At 60.7% G+C, this 15,238-nt stretch carries 16 protein-coding genes; 4 read left to right on the top strand and 12 right to left on the bottom strand.

Features of this window, described 5'->3' with window-relative positions; all coding sequences use genetic code 11:
* Window positions 1-98: 98 nt before the first annotated feature.
* Both AC1D1B_RS14950 and AC1D1B_RS14945 read right to left on the bottom strand, forming a co-directional pair.
* The gene (locus AC1D1B_RS14950; protein ID WP_477333283.1) at window positions 99-1,712 is read right to left on the bottom strand and encodes an MBL fold metallo-hydrolase RNA specificity domain-containing protein; all 1,614 of its coding nucleotides are present in this window, start codon (window positions 1,710-1,712) and stop codon (window positions 99-101) included.
* A gap of 11 nt (window positions 1,713-1,723) precedes the next feature.
* Window positions 1,724-2,560, bottom strand: a complete 837-nt coding sequence (locus AC1D1B_RS14945) for a universal stress protein (protein WP_477333282.1) — start codon at window positions 2,558-2,560, stop codon at window positions 1,724-1,726.
* Between the two features lie 631 nt (window positions 2,561-3,191).
* Here AC1D1B_RS14945 and AC1D1B_RS14940 point away from each other — a divergent pair.
* Entirely contained in the window at window positions 3,192-4,097 is a 906-nt protein-coding gene (locus AC1D1B_RS14940) for a LysR family transcriptional regulator (protein ID WP_477333281.1), read from the top strand.
* Here AC1D1B_RS14940 and AC1D1B_RS14935 read toward each other — a convergent pair.
* From AC1D1B_RS14935 to AC1D1B_RS14915, 5 genes are all read right to left on the bottom strand, one after another.
* Window positions 4,081-4,785: a peroxiredoxin-like family protein gene (locus tag AC1D1B_RS14935; RefSeq protein WP_477333280.1), complete on the bottom strand. Its 705-nt coding sequence runs from the start codon at window positions 4,783-4,785 to the stop codon at window positions 4,081-4,083. The two genes, AC1D1B_RS14940 and AC1D1B_RS14935, sit on opposite strands and share 17 nt — an antisense overlap.
* 144 nt (window positions 4,786-4,929) lie before the next feature.
* Window positions 4,930-5,073, bottom strand: a complete 144-nt coding sequence (locus AC1D1B_RS14930; RefSeq protein ID WP_477333279.1) for a hypothetical protein — start codon at window positions 5,071-5,073, stop codon at window positions 4,930-4,932.
* A gap of 13 nt (window positions 5,074-5,086) precedes the next feature.
* Window positions 5,087-6,460 carry an NAD(P)/FAD-dependent oxidoreductase gene (locus AC1D1B_RS14925; RefSeq protein ID WP_477333326.1) on the bottom strand — a complete coding sequence of 458 codons (1,374 nt, stop codon included), beginning with the start codon at window positions 6,458-6,460 and terminating at the stop codon, window positions 5,087-5,089.
* Window positions 6,461-6,523: 63 nt separating this feature from the next.
* Entirely contained in the window at window positions 6,524-7,681 is a 1,158-nt protein-coding gene (locus AC1D1B_RS14920; RefSeq protein ID WP_477333278.1) for a patatin-like phospholipase family protein, read from the bottom strand.
* Window positions 7,682-7,704: 23 nt separating this feature from the next.
* Window positions 7,705-8,487, bottom strand: a complete 783-nt coding sequence (locus AC1D1B_RS14915; protein WP_477333277.1) for a 3-hydroxybutyrate dehydrogenase — start codon at window positions 8,485-8,487, stop codon at window positions 7,705-7,707.
* A 127-nt stretch (window positions 8,488-8,614) separates the two neighbouring features.
* Here AC1D1B_RS14915 and AC1D1B_RS14910 point away from each other — a divergent pair, with 127 nt between their 5' ends.
* Entirely contained in the window at window positions 8,615-9,676 is a 1,062-nt protein-coding gene (locus AC1D1B_RS14910) for a LysR family transcriptional regulator (RefSeq protein ID WP_477333276.1), read from the top strand.
* A gap of 64 nt (window positions 9,677-9,740) precedes the next feature.
* Here the strand turns inward: AC1D1B_RS14910 and AC1D1B_RS14905 are convergent, their stop codons facing one another.
* The 5 genes from AC1D1B_RS14905 to AC1D1B_RS14885 all read right to left on the bottom strand — a co-directional run bounded on the left by AC1D1B_RS14905 (window position 9,741) and on the right by AC1D1B_RS14885 (window position 13,632).
* Entirely contained in the window at window positions 9,741-10,205 is a 465-nt protein-coding gene (locus AC1D1B_RS14905; protein ID WP_477333275.1) for a DUF302 domain-containing protein, read from the bottom strand.
* Between the two features lie 42 nt (window positions 10,206-10,247).
* Complete coding sequence (locus AC1D1B_RS14900; RefSeq protein WP_477333274.1) at window positions 10,248-11,444, bottom strand: MFS transporter; 1,197 nt, start codon at window positions 11,442-11,444, stop codon at window positions 10,248-10,250.
* Window positions 11,445-11,531: 87 nt separating this feature from the next.
* Complete coding sequence (locus tag AC1D1B_RS14895) at window positions 11,532-12,014, bottom strand: cupin domain-containing protein (RefSeq protein WP_477333273.1); 483 nt, start codon at window positions 12,012-12,014, stop codon at window positions 11,532-11,534.
* Between the two features lie 194 nt (window positions 12,015-12,208).
* Window positions 12,209-13,123 carry a LysR family transcriptional regulator gene (locus AC1D1B_RS14890; RefSeq protein WP_477333272.1) on the bottom strand — a complete coding sequence of 305 codons (915 nt, stop codon included), beginning with the start codon at window positions 13,121-13,123 and terminating at the stop codon, window positions 12,209-12,211.
* Between the two features lie 233 nt (window positions 13,124-13,356).
* On the bottom strand, window positions 13,357-13,632 hold the full coding sequence (locus AC1D1B_RS14885; protein WP_477333271.1) for a hypothetical protein: 276 nt from the start codon (window positions 13,630-13,632) through the stop codon (window positions 13,357-13,359).
* Between the two features lie 231 nt (window positions 13,633-13,863).
* On the opposite strand from AC1D1B_RS14885, the gene AC1D1B_RS14880 reads away from it, so the two are divergent.
* Both AC1D1B_RS14880 and AC1D1B_RS14875 read left to right on the top strand, forming a co-directional pair.
* A complete protein-coding gene (locus tag AC1D1B_RS14880) occupies window positions 13,864-14,706 on the top strand; it encodes a patatin-like phospholipase family protein (RefSeq protein ID WP_477333270.1) in 843 nt (280 codons plus the stop codon).
* A 232-nt stretch (window positions 14,707-14,938) separates the two neighbouring features.
* On the top strand, window positions 14,939-15,208 hold the full coding sequence (locus AC1D1B_RS14875; RefSeq protein WP_056594632.1) for a BufA1 family periplasmic bufferin-type metallophore: 270 nt from the start codon (window positions 14,939-14,941) through the stop codon (window positions 15,206-15,208).
* Window positions 15,209-15,238: the final 30 nt, after the last annotated feature.

The following is a 15,238-nucleotide window of genomic DNA, read 5'->3' as shown; positions in this document are numbered from 1 at the left end:
CGACAGTCTTGCGATCTCGACTTGCGCCTGTGTCCGTCGACCTGCAGCGAATGGACACAAACGCATCGGCGCAAGTTCCGTTCATCGCTTCGCAGGCATTAGGCATCATTGCCCTCGAGCGCGCGGCGTATGCGCCTGATGACCGACGCACGTCCACGCTCATCGGCTGCGGCGCCGACCGACTCGTTGATGTCCAGGAGAAGTCTTGAAAGGTCGTTGTGCCAGTCGAGGCGGGCGACGCTTTCCGGTCTCAGACGGCGCGGCTCGTTGAGTTCGACCGGCAGACTGCCACTGAGCGTCAGTTGGAAGGCATCATCCAGTCGCGGCATGATGATCCTGTCGTCAGGGATAATCGAGCGTAGCCTTTCGCTGAACCCACGCATCCCTTCTTCCTCGCCATGGGTCAGGAACACCACCTGCCTTACCGGACGTCTCGCCTCGACCCAGGCAACCAGTTCGGCAGCGTCGGCATGGCCGGAATAGAGGTCGAACAGTCTGATATGCGCCTTGACTTCGACCTCTTCGCCCTGGATGCGCACACGCCGCGCGCCGTCGAGCAGGATTCTGCCGAGCGAGCCCTGGGCCTGGTACCCGGCGATCATCACCGTGGCATTCCGGCGCCAGAGATTGGCCTTGAGGTGATGGCGGATCCGGCCCGCGTCGCACATGCCGCTGGCGGCGATCACCACGAAGAAGCCGGTCAGACGATTGATCGCCTTGCTCTGTTCCACCGTCTCGGTGAAGCGCAGGTCTTTTGAGCCGAGAGCCTGGCGCAGCACCTCGCCGCGTTCGATGTCGTCGGTGTGCCGTTCGAAAATCGCGCTGGCGCGTGTCGCCAGCGGTGAGTCGACAAAGACCGGCGCGCTGGGCACGGCACCGGACTGCATGAGCAAATGCAGGTCGACCAGCAGTTCCTGCGTCCGCTCCACGGCGAAGGACGGAATGATGAGGGGGCCACCGGCCTCGGCGGCGCCACGCACGATGTCGCCGAGCTGGGATCGCCGTTGTTCTGGCGAGACGTCCGGCCGGTCGCGGTCGCCATAGGTCGATTCGCAGATGAGGTAGTCGACACCGGCCGGACCTTCCGCGTCGGTCTGCAGCAACTTGTGTCCAGGCCCGATATCGCCTGAAAACAAGATGCGCATGGGTCTCTTCTGATGATCCAGATCGATCTCGAGTTCGACCGAGGCGGAGCCGAGCAGGTGACCGGCGTTCCAGAAGCGGGTTCGAAGGCCTTCAGCGACGCTTGTCCATTCGCCGTATCCCAGAGCCCGGAACAAGGTCATGCAGGCAGCCGCATCTGAAAGAGCGTAGATCGGCTCGACAAGCGGCCGCCCGCGCTGCGCGTTGCGGCGGTTCAGCTGTTCGACTTCCATTTCCTGGATATGCGCCGCGTCGGGCAGCATCACCGAGCAGAGATCGATGGTGGCGCGGGTTGTATGGATGGGGCCGGAAAAGCCCTGCTTGACCAGCTTCGCCAAGAGCCCGCTATGGTCGATGTGCGCATGCGTCAGGATGACGGCGTCAATCGCCTCCGGCGGGAACGGAAACTGGCCATAATTCAGTTCCCGTTCCGACTTCGATCCCTGGAACAGGCCGCAATCAACGAGAATCCGCCAGCGGGAGGTTTCGATCTCATAGCATGAGCCGGTGACGCCGTGGGCCGCGCCATGAAAGCGCAAGATGGGATCCTTATTACGATCGCCTTGCATGTCCCCATCACCTAGTGCGAAAGCAGGACAGGCAAGCGCAGATCCGCAAGCACCCCGTCGGTTGCGCCGCCGAGCACGAAATCCCTGATACGCGAATGGCCATATCCGCCCATGACCAGGAGCTTGCCGCCGATCTTGAGGGCATGGTCCTGCAGTGCAGTTGCGACCGAACGATCCCCAGCCTGGATCGAGATGGCCTCGGCCACCAGACCACGCGTCCTCAAGCCCAAGGCAAGGCGCTCGCCGATGCCCTGTCCCGGAAGCGGCTTTTCGTCGGTCACGGTCACCACGGTGATCGTCGAGGAGCCTCGGAGAAATGCCTGCGCGTCGGCAACAGCCCGTGCCGCCACCCGGCTGCCATCCCAGGCGATAACGACGTGTTCAAAGGGTCCCACGTCAGTGGAATCGGGAAGAAGAAGCGTCGGTCGACCCGAGCCGAACAGTATCGCCTCGGCCAGCATCCGTGCCGTCTGGTTGGCGGGAGCCCAGCCGACCAGGCAGATGTCGAAATAGCGGGAGTGCTCTGCGGCAAGATTGCTCATCAGCGCTGGTGGGGCAGTCAACTCCTGCGTGGTCAGGCTTGCACCGCCACGCGCGGCTTCCTGGGTAATTGCCTCAAGCAGGGCTTTGCCATGCTTGCGGCTGGTCGCCTCAGCTTCGGCTATCTTGTAGGGGAGATCGAGCAGGTAGGTCGAGAGCGCGTTCGAAACGTCGGGAATATCGACATTGATGACAACGGCATGAAGCGCCGCTCCGATCTGCTTGACGAGGGCGACGGAGTTTGCGGCGATTTTCGCGGAGTTCGCCTCTGGATAGGTCGCCAGGTACACCGCTGCCATATGCTTCATCGGATTTCGCTTCCTATTGGAGCAGACCAGATGGCCATCCTTCGCGGCATATGTAATCACGGCGGGTGAGTTCGGCTTTGATCCACCGCAAATGCGTTGGCATGGATGACGAGCACACCGATGCCTGGCAGTTCGCGGTGCGTGCTGAGGCCGCTCCTTGTCGATCTATTGGCGAACCGCTTCGTAACCTATTGACGAACAACGATTATGTTAGTCGCGGAGGGTTAGCGTTTTCTACAGAAAATCAATACGTTAGCGGATGGTTCGCCAAGCCGTTTCCTTCGTATTCTCTCGTATGGTCGGGCGAACCTAAGGACGATGAACGCGACTAATTACAGGCTTCCAGATATCGCCGATGTAGCCGCAGGTCGTCAGGAACTCCCTGGTAGTGAATGACCGAAATTGGCCGCACGCGGACTGTCCGGCTTTGCCCAGCCTTCAAGCGGGCCAGAGGCTTCGCCGAGTGGCTGAACAGATCGCTTAGTTCATCATGACTCTGGGTTATGGTTGCCTTGGCGCCGCCGCCATTCGCACCTATGGTGCGGGCCACTTTGCTGAGAACGACCCATTGAGTTAATCTTCGAATATGCACCATCGCTGATACACTATTTCGCTGAGGGGGCGAATATTTATGGAGATGCAGCAGGTCCGCTATTTTCTGGCCCTGTCCAACACGCTTAATTTCACCAGAGCAGCGGAAGAGTGCAATGTCACTCAGCCGGCCTTGACGCGCGCAATCAAGACCCTCGAAGACGAGTTGGGCGGGGAGCTGCTTCGGCGCGAGCGCCAGCATTCCCATCTGACCGAGCTTGGCCGGCGCATGCTGCCCCTGCTACAACAGTGTTACGATGCTGCCACCTCCGCAAAATCTCTTGCAAAGGCCGTGCAAAGCAGTGACGTCGCTCCACTCAACGTCACCATTTCCAACAGCGTCAACATTGCGCTGCTGGTCTCACCCTTCACCGAGCTTTTCCGGGCCTACCCAGGCGTGCATCTCAAGATCAGTCGCGGTTCGCCGACTGCTGTCATCGAAGCCCTCAAGAACGGTGAGGTCGAACTAGCGGTTGCCGGCCCGCTCGGACAGGCCTGGGATCGGCTCGACACATGGCCACTTTTCCAGGAAGGGATCGAGCTCGTCGTGAACTCCGATCACCCTCTTGCCCGCCGAAACGAAGCGGACGTCGCGCTGAGCCAGTTGGCCGCAGAACCCGTGCTCAGTCGGATCGACTGGGAAACGAGCGAAGATCTGACGCGCGGTCTCTCGGCCAAAGGAATTACGCCCCGCACCGCACATGAGGTTGAAACCGACCAGGATCTGCTGGCGCTGCTGGAAGCCAATGCGGGAGTTGGCTTTGTCTCAACGACTGCACCCCGCTCGCCCAACGTCCGCAGACTCAAACTGCGCGATCTGGATGTTTCGCGGATTGTCGCGGTATACGCTGTCGCTGGCCGACATCGCTCGCAGGTGGCCATGACGCTCCTCAACCTCCTGCGATCGACCGACTGGTCAACATTTGGTGTCAGCGAGCCCGCCTGAGCGCCGCGATCAAGTCGTCAATGTCCATCCGCCGACGGTAGTCGGGATCGACGAACCGATCTGTGATGATGCCATTAGTTCCGACAACGAAGGTCGCAGGGATCGGCAGGAACCAGCTGTTGTTGCCCTGATAGTTCGGCAGATCGAGGCCAAGGCCCATCAGCCGTTCCATTTCGGCTCCCACCCAGATCGCCAGGTTGAGGGACAAAGCGTAGCCATTGTCCATATCAGTCAGGAAAGGAAATTGCGCACCAACCGATGCCTTCATCGCCTTTGCGAATTTGCGCCGCTCCGGCATGATCACCACGACCTGGCCGCCCAGCGCGGCAATCTCCTGCTGAGCTTCGACGATGCCAATCGCGTTCAACCGGCAATAGGGACACCAGTGCCCACGCTGAAAGGTGACGACAGCGGGACCCTGAAGGAGGATGCCGCCCAAGCCAACCAGTCTGCCTTCGTCGTCCGGCAGCAGGAACTCCGGCATGGCATCGCCGGGAGCCGGCGCCATGGCTCCAGCCCCTTGTTGCTCCAGACGCGCCACCAGACGGTCCACCGCGTCGGCGAAATCCGCGTTCAGGCGGCGCACCGCGGCAGCAACCACCGCCAGCCGCTCGTTCAAAGGGGCGTCGAGTTCTATAGCAGCCTGGACGGACTGTTCGAAGGTCATTGCCTGGTCGTCGACGGCCATTTCTGCACTTTCGTAGTTTGCATACATCCTATCATCGAAGCCCCATGGGCACGGCCATGCTTTTCTTGCATGGAGTCGATGCCTCGTGTGCATCGAAACTGCAGGGATTCATCTTCTGTTCGGTATTCCGCTTGAACTGTTACATCAGCCGTGGTTGGGGCAGTTGCCGCTGAGGTCGCGCACCTCGATGATTGCCACCGATGGGCCCGCAGCACGTGTAGCGACCTTCGCAGCCATCCCGGCGTTGCCGCAGCCGAGGATCACGACATTATATTTTTCCACCGTCATGGCCTATCGAGCTTCAATGCAATTTGACTCGCGGCTTGGTGCGATGCGACACGATTCCGATGACCGTATCCAGCATGGTCTTGAAGGTCCCGTGCACTGCCTTGAGATGCATCTTGTAGAGCGAGCGATACATCAACCGGGCAAGCAGACCCTCGACCTTCAGTCCGCCGATCAGGCTGCCGAAAGTGCCGTAGTCGGCCAGTGAAATGAGGGAACCGTAGTCGCGGTAACGGAACTCCGGCGCCGCCTGCCCTTCGAGGCGTGCCGCGATCACCCTGACCATATGATCGGCTTGCTGATGGGCTGTCTGGGCGCGCGGCGGCAAGGGATCTTCGCTGCCGGGCAATACACAACTCGCGCAGTCGCCGATCGCAAACACGTTTTCGTCTCCCATGGCCCGCAGCGTCTCATCCACGACCAGGCGGTTGATGCGATCCGTATCGAGGCCATCGAGCTGCTTCAGAAAATCCGGCGCCTTGATCCCGGCAGACCACACGACGAGTTCGGCCGGCACGAACAACTTCTCGCCGAGCTTGATACCGTCTTCTGTCACTTCGGTGACCTTGATGCCGCATCGGATCTGAACGCCCAGATCTACAAGCCGGCGCGCAGAAGATCGCGCAAGGTGTTCCGGCAAAGCCGGCAGGATGCGCGGTCCCGCCTCGACGATGGTGATGCGGATCAGCCTCTCGAAATCGATGTTGTCGAGATTGTGCGAGGCGATTTCTCGCATCGACTTGTGCAACTCGGCGGCCAGTTCAACGCCGGTCGCTCCGGCGCCAACGATGATGCAATGGAGCTGGCCCGGCAAAAGCTTCTCGTATTGCGCGTTCGCACGCAGGCAGGCGTCGATCATGCGCTTGTTGAAACGGGAGGCCTGACCGGTCGTGTCGAGCGCAATGGCATGACGTGCCGCGCCTGGCGTGCCGAAATCGTTGCTGACGCTGCCCACGGCCAGCACCAGCGTGTCGTAGCCCAGCACCCGTGGCGGAATGATCTGTCTGCCATCGTCGTCGAAGCTCGGCGCAACAAAGATTTGGCTCTTGGAGCGATCTATGCCGACGACTTCGCCAATCCGGTAGCGATAGTGGTGGCTGCTGGCATGTGCGATGTATTCCACCGCATCGTTCGACGGGTTCAACGTCCCGGACGCCACCTCGTGCAGAAGAGGTTTCCAGACATGGGTGCGATTGCGGTCGACCAGCGTCACCGAAAGCCGCTGCTTGCCGAACTTGCGCCCGAGGCGCGTTGCCAGTTCCAACCCGCCAGCACCGCCGCCGACGATGACCACGCGATGCCGAGTGCTGTCCGCGTGAGATGGCGTCTCCGCTATCGTGCGGAAGAGCGCGGCATTGTTGGCAAGCACAGCTTCCGGAACAAGCCGCATCCCGGGAGTGATGATCTGCATCGGTATTCTCCGTCTTTCTTCTCGGCGCCGCGATCGAACCGATCACTCTTGCGATTCGTGAATGACGATGCCCTGCAGCATGTCGACGTCGCATTCCCACGGCTTCTCCGAGAGGACGCGCTGGCCGTGCTCGTATCCGGCCTGCCAGCGCGTGCGGATGCCGGCGCGGGTGAAGTCGATGTCCTTGGTGTGGTCCTCGCCGTCGAGGCGCGGTGAAAGCAACCGCACAAGGTGCATGACCGACGGGCAGCCATAGGAGGCAAGTTCCTTGAACATCGGATCCTCACGCCGCTCCTCGGGAACCAGCCTTCCCATTTCTCGCACGACGTGCCGCAGACGGTGCAGTTGCTCCTGCCTGGCAACATGGCTCCGGCCTCGGCTGGCGTATTGAAGGTCCTTTTGCCGGCCCATGACTTGCCAGATCGATTTCGGCTCGGTGGCGCGGGGCTGCCACATGTTGACGGCGAAGATCAGCGCGTCGCGTCGCGGACGCGCGTCGAGCACGACCTCGATGGGCGTGTTCGAATAGATGCCGCCATCCCAGTAAGGCTCGCCGTCGATACAGACCGCCGGAAACGCCGGCGGCAAGGCGCCCGACGCCATGACGTGCGCCGCCGACAAGGTCATCTCTCTTGTGTCGAAGTATTTGAGTTCACTGGTGTTGACGTTGACCGCGCCGACCGTCAGACGGGTATGGCGCCGGTTGAGATAGTCGAAGTCGATCAGGTCATTCAGCGTCCTCTTGAGCGGATCGGTCGTGTAGTAGGAGGCGTTCTCGACACCCACTTCGCGGTTCACTCCGAACATGGCGCTTGGATTCGGTTCGAAGAACCCCGGTATGCCGCGCATCACGGTGCCCATGTTGGCAAAGACATTGCTTGGAACCATCATCCGGAAAAACTCGTCGAGCGGGCTGATACGGCTGACGCTTTCCCAGAATTCCTGAAGCCTCGCCAGCCGAACCGTTGGCTCGTTCCCGGCAATTAACGCCGCGTTGATGGCGCCGATCGAGGTGCCAATGACCCAATCCGGCTCGATCCCGCCTTCGACGAGCGCCTGGTAGACACCGGCCTGATAGGCACCTAGAGCGCCGCCGCCTTGCAGCACCAGCACCGTTTGCCGCTGAACGGCATCATCGGCCATATGGACGACCTCCGGCAAAGGTTCAGCGGTCGGAGGATTTCGGGTAATCTTGTTCATGGTCTTTGCTCCTCGTTGCCGGTTCAATGTGCGGTCCAGCCGCCTTCTATCGGGATGATGGCGCCGGTGATCGAGGCCGCATCGGTCGAGGCCAGGAACAGGCAAAGCGCCGCGACCTGGGCTACAGTCACGAACTGCTTGGTCGGCTGGGCCGCCAGGAGCACATCCTTGATGACCTGCTCCTCGGTGATACCGCGGGCCCTGGCCGTATCCGGTATCTGCTTTTCGACCAGCGGGGTGAGGACGTATCCGGGGCAAACCGCATTGACGGTGATGCCCTGCTCGGCGACTTCCAGCGCAACCGTCTTGGTCAGACCGGCGACGCCGTGCTTGGCAGCGACATAGGCGGATTTATAAGGCGAGGCGACAAGGGCGTGTGCGGACGCGACGTTGATGATGCGACCCCATTTGCGTTCTTTCATGGCCTGTAGCGCGCGCCGGATCGTGTAGAATGACGACATCAGGTCGATCGCCACGACTGCTTCGAATTTTTCGATCGGAAAGTCATCGATCGGTGCGACATGCTGGATGCCGGCATTGTTGACGAGGATGTCTACCGCGCCGAATTCGGCGATTGCCTTGTCCATCATCGCGGTGATCGCGCTGCCCTTGCTCATGTCCGCACCGTCGTAGCGAACAGTCACCCCATGGTCCGCGGCAAGCTTTGCCCGCAGCAACTCGATCTCGTCGGGATCGCCGAAACCGTTCAGAACGATGTTGCAGCCCTTCGCGGCGAAGGCTTCGGCAATGCCTTGGCCGATGCCGCTGGTGGAGCCTGTGATCAGTGCCGTCTTTCCTCTGAGCATCATTGTTTCCTACGGTTGAAGCTGCAGCCGAAATGGCCTGCAAACGGCTGCGAGCAACGGGCCTTAGCAACCGGGTCTCGACTTCTGGGCCAAGTATGGCGGCTGGCTCGGGGCAGCGGAAATGCCGTTGAGACATGGATTCGATAGCCCACGGTCAGATCGTCAATCTGTCACCTGGGATATCAATCGCTGGATCGGGTTGTTTGACGTTGGGGCAGCTAGTAAGATCACCCGGCAATGCGGTCGTGCCGTATGCCAGCCGCTGGGGGAGCGCGCAGTGGAGATCAGCCAGGTCAGGTATTTCTTGGCCGTCGCCAAGGAACTGAATTTCACCAGGGCGGCCGAGCTGTGCAACGTTACGCAGCCGGCACTGTCGCGCGCCATCAAGCTGCTCGAAGACGAGTTTGGCGGCGCGCTTTTTCACCGTGAGCGACGCTTTACACATCTGACGGAACTCGGTCGCATGGTCGAGACCTATCTCGAAGGCGTTTTCGAGAACTCCCGGCAGGCAAAGCAGATCGCCGAGCAATATGTGCACCTCAAGAAGACGCCTCTCAGGGTCGGCATCATGAGCACGATTGCTCCCGATGAAATCATCGAACTCATCTCGTCCGTGCGCACGCACCATCCCGGCGTGGAGCTTCACCTCTGCGATGCCGATGCACCGAGCTTGCGACGGCGGCTGCTCGGAGGCGACCTCGAGGCGGCAATTTACGCGTTGCCGTCAAACGTGCCCGATGAGGAGGTTCACGCCTTGCCGTTGTTTCAGGAACAGATGGTGATGGCCGTTCATCTCAACCATCGCCTGGCCAACCAGCGCAGCGTGCGGGTGACGGATATGAGCAATGAGACCTACATCCACCGCAACAATTGTGAATTTGCCGGTTATGCTGACGCCATTCTTGCCGAGCAGGGCGTCACGGTCAGTCCCGTTTACTGGAGCGATCGTGACGATTGGACACTCGCGATGATCGCAGCCGGGCTTGGATTCGGATTCATGCCTGAGCATACCGCCAAGCACCCCGGAGTAGTGCCGTTGCCGATCACCGATCCGGAATTCTGGCGCGAGGTCAATCTCGTCACGGTGCGCGGCCGCAGGCATTCGCCGGCGGTTGGCGCACTCGTGCGCGAGGCCACGCAGAAGAAGTGGTTCGGCGAGCGTGCAAAGGCGTTATCCGCCGCGGAATAGCCTCTGCGCGCAAATACGTTCTTTTCCCATGCCAGAGCGACGGATCTCCGGCGCATATCCACGCTCAGTTCTTCCTGATCGTCGAGGTCACGGACTGGATGACCTCGGTTGCCATCTTGAACTGCGGGGCGCGATCCGTGATGCCATGACGCTTGGCGATCCAGTCAAAATCGCTATAGGCGGCGTAAACCGCGCCATCAGCGGTCTGGTAGACCAGCACACGCACCGGCCAGTCGAGACCGGCTTCGGGATTGGATGTGATGAAGGTCGTGCCGAGCGCCGGGTTGCCGAACATCACCAGCCGCGACGGCCTGACATCGTTGCCGGCGTTGTTGCCAAGCTTTGCCTGGTCGATGACGCCGAAGAACTTGATGCCCTTCTTAAGGACATCCTTCTTGATGCGAGCGACGGTTTCAGTGACGGAATAGTCGCTCTTGACCGTGACGACGCCATCCGAAGCAGCGGCTGGGATGACGACAGCTATCAGTATGGCGGCTCCGGCAATCATGGTCTTCAGGTAGTTGGTCATATCAGTCTCCTTTGTTGAATAGCCATTTTTCGGTTTTGGGTGTCACGTCTTTGAGGGTTGCAGCACGCGCGCCACTGCGATGGCGCCGGAAAGGAAGGCGGCGAGCACGGCCACGCATGCGGTCCACCCGATCCGGTCGTAAATCTGTCCGATGACGAAGCTGCCAGCGAGCCCACCTGCATAGTAGGAGGCCAGGTAGATGCCGCTCGCGGCGGTACGATCGCGCGAGGCGGTCCGGCTGACATGCCCTGTGGCTATCGCTTGCGCCAGGAAGGTTCCCATGGCGACCAGCGCCATCCCTGCAAGGACGATCGGCAGGCTGGCCGTGAGCAACAGCAGCAGCCCAACGATTGCCATCGCAAGCGTTGCACCGATGCCGATCTTCGGGCCGAGACCGGCCGTGACACGCCCGGCGAGTGGCGTGGTCAACATCGATGGCAGGAAGACGAAATAGATCAGTCCCAATGCCATCGGCGACAGCGACAGCGGCGGGGCGACAAGCTGGAAATTCACATAGGTGAAGGTCCCGATGAAGACGAAGAGGATCAGGAAGCCGATCGCGAAACAAGCGCGCAGTTCGGCATTTTCCAGCGGACCCTTCCAGGACGCTCGGCCAGATTGACCTTCGGCGCGCATAGTTGCGGAGGTCTTTTGCAGCGTGAACCAGACGAGCGTCGCGCCAAACAGATTGAGGGCTGCGAAGGTGAGGAAGTTGGTGGAGATGCCGAACGTGTCGGCGACGGCGGCCGACATCAGTCGTCCGAAGAAATTGCTGGCGACATTGCCCGTTACATAGGCAGCGAGCGCACTGGTTGTCTGCCGTGCGGAGAAATGTTCGGCTAGGTAGGCCATCGTCAGCGTGAACGCGGTCGACATGCACAGGCCTTGCGCTACGCGCAGGAGGGCGAAGACGATTATGCTGTCGGTCTGCGAAAGCAGTGTTGTCGGGATCGCCAATATGGCCAGGCTGATCCAGATGCCGTTGCGGCGATCAATCCCGCGCCCGAACAGAGCAATGGCTATCCCGGCCACCGCCATGCCGAACGTGCTGGCGTTGACGGCGAAGCCCATGGTTGCACGGCTGACGCCGAATTTTATCACCAGTGAGGGCAGTATTGCCTGGGTGGCGAACAGATCGACAAGCGTAAGAAATGCGATCAGCGCAACAAGGCCAAAGCGCCAACTGTCTGCGGCCACCGTGTGCAACCGCGTCGTCTCTGTCTGTTCACTGGTTGTCATGACGAGGATCCGTGGCCGGACGTCCCCAGGTGATCACCTGAGGACGCGCTTTCGGTTGCTGAGGGTGGGATTGCCGAAATGTTCGGATCACATCATGTGGTCGTCGGGCATCGCGGGCGGCAGGACGTCGGCGGAATAGAGCACGGCGGGCACCTTGCCGTTGTTCTTCCACCAATGGGCGAGCTGGCCGAACTCGGCAGTAACATCGCCAGCCGGGTGCTCGATGCCCACTTTACAGGTGCTGCGGTATTCGGTGATCGAACCTTCGACGATGAGGATGTTGGCCTGGCGCAGATTGTGCTCATGCCACGGCACGACGCCGCCGGGCTGAACGACGAGCTTGCGAAGGCGCAGCATATTGCCCTTCCAGGCCTCGCCCTTGCTGCTCAGATCGATCGCCGAGAGAACCGTGTCGACAACGCCAACCGGTTTGCTGGGATGTTCCTGGATATCGGTCGTTGCGGCCTGGCCGGCTGGGCAGTCGCCGGCGAAGGCCGGGGCAGCGGAAAATGTGGCGGTTGCGGAAAGCAGACCTGCCGCAAAAGCTAGCGTGAATTTCTTGGTAGCCATCTTGTATTTCTCCTTTGTCGGTGCCCAAACGCGGGAGGCGGGGCATGACGGGGAGAGTGACCGGAGCGACCAGAAAAGAGAAATGCTGACTGGCTCTCAAATCGATACCTGAAAGCTATAGTCGAGCGCCGCGAGTGCATAAAAAAGCGCACGACAAGACTTATCGCGCGCTACCAGAATTTGATGGTTTTGCTTCAGGCTGCGGTCTTGTGGATCGCCTGGACTATTGGGCTCTCAGGCCAGCCATGCGCCTTGACGCTGTTCACGAAGGCCGACGCCGCGGGCGAGAACCTGCGCCCCGCGACGACGACCAGAGACACCTCCCGCCAGACTTCGGGGTCTATAACCGGCCGGACCTGCAGGCCCGGGATAACGGCGCTGAATTCAGGGATGAAGCAGATTCCGAGGCCCCCCGAAACCATGTTCTGGATCCAGTCCTCGCGCTCGCTGGCGTAGGAGATCCTGAGCTTCACGCCACGATCCGTGCACAGGCCGGCGAGGTGATCGCGATACTCGCAATTGAGCCGCCTGAGATAATTTTCGCCATCGAGTTCAGAGATGGCCACGTTGTCATTGCGAGCCAGCCGGTGGCCATTTGGAAAGGCGAGGACAAAGCGCTCGCGATAAAGCGGTGTGACGTCGAAGCGGTCCGGGAAGGTGTCGCTTGACGCCATGATGGCGACGTCGATCTCGCCGGACTCTAGAAGTTGGGAGAGCGATGCCGGCACGCCCTCAACCAGTTGCAGCTGAATACCCTGCTGCCGCCGGTTGAAGTCAGTCAGCAAGCCGGTGAAACGACGGGGTCCGATGGTGCACATGACGCCGACCTTCAGGTTGGCGTTTTCCAGGCACAGAAACCTCGAGGCCTCCTGCCGCACTCCAGTCAGTTCGTCGAGAATCTGTTGAAAACGGGGGCGAAGCAGCACACCCAGGTCGGTCAGGTGGGTCAAGCTTCGTTCGCGGCGAAACAGTAGCCCTCCGACCTCTTCCTCGAGTTGCTGAATGGCGCGGGAAAGAGCCGGCTGAGTGACGTTGCACTTTTCGCCTGCGCGCGTGAAGTTTCGTGTCTCGCACACGGCCAGGAAGTAGCGGATGTGGTGAATGTCCATGCCGATTTATCCCCAATTGCACGAGGTTGTTCGCGCTTCGGAGACTGCCGCAAGGCTCGCTTTGGCGCCAATGCACTGCGGCTATAAAGTCGATAGCGGTCCGTCATGGCGCCGAAACAGACCGCGGCGCGGACAGCGTGTGTGGCGCAGCTGGCCACCACCAAAAGACGGTTGCGAGCAGACCGGTTGCCCACGTGACACGATCCCTAGGTTCCCGGAACGGCCGAAGCAGCTCAGTTGGCGCCGCCAAGCGCCAATACATTGGCGCAGAACGCTGCGTGCGGCTTGCTCATGGCTGCGTCATTGCACATCTTCATCATCGTGTCCCGATCACCCCGGGGCGCAGCCAGCCAAGCCTTTTTGAAACCGGCCATCGGCTTCATCGTTTTCATTCCCACATCGCTGTAGAATGACGGCAGCGACGCCAGATCGCCGAAGGCATCGGCGGATGCAGGCCCGGCCAAAAGAGCGAGGGCGAACGCCCCCAGACAGACAGTTCGTATTCTCATGACACGCTCCTCTTTATGCTGACGGCCTGCCGGCGATCGTCGTGGCGCCAGTTCCAAAGCAAGATCGCGGGATTCTCGCCAGCCTTGCAAACCTTGCGGCGCGCAAGGGATTGCAGCCAATGCAATCTGCCTATGGAGTTCATGCCACCTTGGCATTTCGCCAATGAAGGATCATGCGGCAGTGTCTCCATCAAACGCCTTGCCTGGCGTTCTTCGGGAGGAGACTTGAACATGCATATCCAGGCCGCAACCGACCAAGCCTTCATTGCCGGTGCAAAACTGGCGATGGAAGACCGCCAGCTGATCGACATCACCCTGGCAAGCGACGCACACGGCGCATTTGTCTGGGGCGTGCTCGATCGCCTGCTGGATGAACCTCGTCTTTCCTTCCGCAGCATCACCGCATCCGGTTTCGGAGGCATGGAGGCAGCGGTTCTTGCCTACGGACTGGCTCTGGGCGGCAGGCGTGGGGCAAGGACGGCGCTCACCAATTTCTGGCGGCGCGTCAGCCACGCATCGATGTTAGCGACCGTTACGGCCAACCCGCTGAGATCGATCCTGGAACAGTCGATCGACATTGCCGAGTTGCACAAAAATAGCTGCCAGTTGAAGCTCAACATCCTGGCTTCGAATGCCCGCACCGACACCGTGACGATTTTTTCCGGCGATCAGTTGTCGATCGACGCGATCCTGGCGGGAGCGACAGTCCCATTCCTCTTCCCGGCCGTGGAAATCAATGGCGATATGTATTGGGGTGAAGGCGATTTTTCGGCCTTGCCAGCAGTGCAGTCAATCGAGGCTGGGCATTGGCTCATTGTCAGCGGCAAGCCCTCCGGCTGCATGACGCCTTGTGCGGCTTACCGCCCCGCCGCAAATGCCGTGAACTCTGCGTCTGTCCTCTTCGACAGTCATCACAGAACAAGCGCTGCGCTGTTTACCAGGCCCTGGACCGACTGGGGCGAATTGACCGACATGCGTGACCGCGGACGGCAGCGGGCCGAGGACTGGCTTCTCGCCGACCATCCAAGCTTGAGCGAAAGCTCATTCGTCGACAGCAAAAATCGATACGTCTAGGCGCCTCCCTCCGCCTGGTCCGCGCCTGCTTCGATCCGCTCACGAAGTGCAGGCGCCAAAGCCCTCCGGTTCCCCGCCGGAGGGCTTTTGCTCGTTGTCCTCCTCAACATAGTGATCGCGTATCAAATCCATGCCGAGACAGCATTTCAGCTTCATCGCGCGTTCGACGACACTGCTTGCAGACAGGCCGCGAGGTCAGTCTTCCCTCGAAACGCAATCAGGAGAAACGACCGTGATCAACACCAAGACACTCATCGGATCGGCCCTCGCGGCCGCCACCTCGCTCGCTGCAACCGCAGCCTATAGCGGCCCGGCCGCTCAGCCCAGCTTCTCGTTCGAGAAGTGCTATGGCGTCGTCAAGGCCGGCCAGAACGACTGCCAGACTGCAACGCATTCATGCGCCGGCACCTCGACCGCCGACAACCAGCCCGACTCCTGGCTCTACGTGCCAGCCGGCAGCTGCGCCAAGATCACCGGCGGTAGCGACAAGCCGAAAGCCTGACCGACCCAGACTTCAAGCCAACCCCCTTTG

This window comes from Mesorhizobium sp. P2_C5_2 (assembly GCF_056404535.1).
This window is presented reverse-complemented; position numbering and strand designations above follow the sequence as displayed.

What these genes read in the sequence shown, in the direction of transcription:
- AC1D1B_RS14900 (WP_477333274.1), bottom strand. Translation starts at nt 11,444, where the DNA reads ATGACAACCAGTGAACAGACAGAGACGACGCGGTTGCACACGGTGGCC.
- AC1D1B_RS14915 (WP_477333277.1), bottom strand. Translation starts at nt 8,487, where the DNA reads ATGCTCAGAGGAAAGACGGCACTGATCACAGGCTCCACCAGCGGCATC.
- AC1D1B_RS14885 (WP_477333271.1), bottom strand. Translation starts at nt 13,632, where the DNA reads ATGAGAATACGAACTGTCTGTCTGGGGGCGTTCGCCCTCGCTCTTTTG.
- AC1D1B_RS14945 (WP_477333282.1), bottom strand. Translation starts at nt 2,560, where the DNA reads ATGAAGCATATGGCAGCGGTGTACCTGGCGACCTATCCAGAGGCGAAC.
- AC1D1B_RS14925 (WP_477333326.1), bottom strand. Translation starts at nt 6,460, where the DNA reads ATGCGGCTTGTTCCGGAAGCTGTGCTTGCCAACAATGCCGCGCTCTTC.
- AC1D1B_RS14950 (WP_477333283.1), bottom strand. Translation starts at nt 1,712, where the DNA reads ATGCAAGGCGATCGTAATAAGGATCCCATCTTGCGCTTTCATGGCGCG.
- AC1D1B_RS14880 (WP_477333270.1), top strand. Translation starts at nt 13,864, where the DNA reads ATGCATATCCAGGCCGCAACCGACCAAGCCTTCATTGCCGGTGCAAAA.
- AC1D1B_RS14890 (WP_477333272.1), bottom strand. Translation starts at nt 13,123, where the DNA reads ATGGACATTCACCACATCCGCTACTTCCTGGCCGTGTGCGAGACACGA.
- AC1D1B_RS14935 (WP_477333280.1), bottom strand. Translation starts at nt 4,785, where the DNA reads ATGGCCGTCGACGACCAGGCAATGACCTTCGAACAGTCCGTCCAGGCT.
- AC1D1B_RS14905 (WP_477333275.1), bottom strand. Translation starts at nt 10,205, where the DNA reads ATGACCAACTACCTGAAGACCATGATTGCCGGAGCCGCCATACTGATA.
- AC1D1B_RS14920 (WP_477333278.1), bottom strand. Translation starts at nt 7,681, where the DNA reads ATGAACAAGATTACCCGAAATCCTCCGACCGCTGAACCTTTGCCGGAG.
- AC1D1B_RS14930 (WP_477333279.1), bottom strand. Translation starts at nt 5,073, where the DNA reads ATGACGGTGGAAAAATATAATGTCGTGATCCTCGGCTGCGGCAACGCC.
- AC1D1B_RS14895 (WP_477333273.1), bottom strand. Translation starts at nt 12,014, where the DNA reads ATGGCTACCAAGAAATTCACGCTAGCTTTTGCGGCAGGTCTGCTTTCC.
- AC1D1B_RS14940 (WP_477333281.1), top strand. Translation starts at nt 3,192, where the DNA reads ATGGAGATGCAGCAGGTCCGCTATTTTCTGGCCCTGTCCAACACGCTT.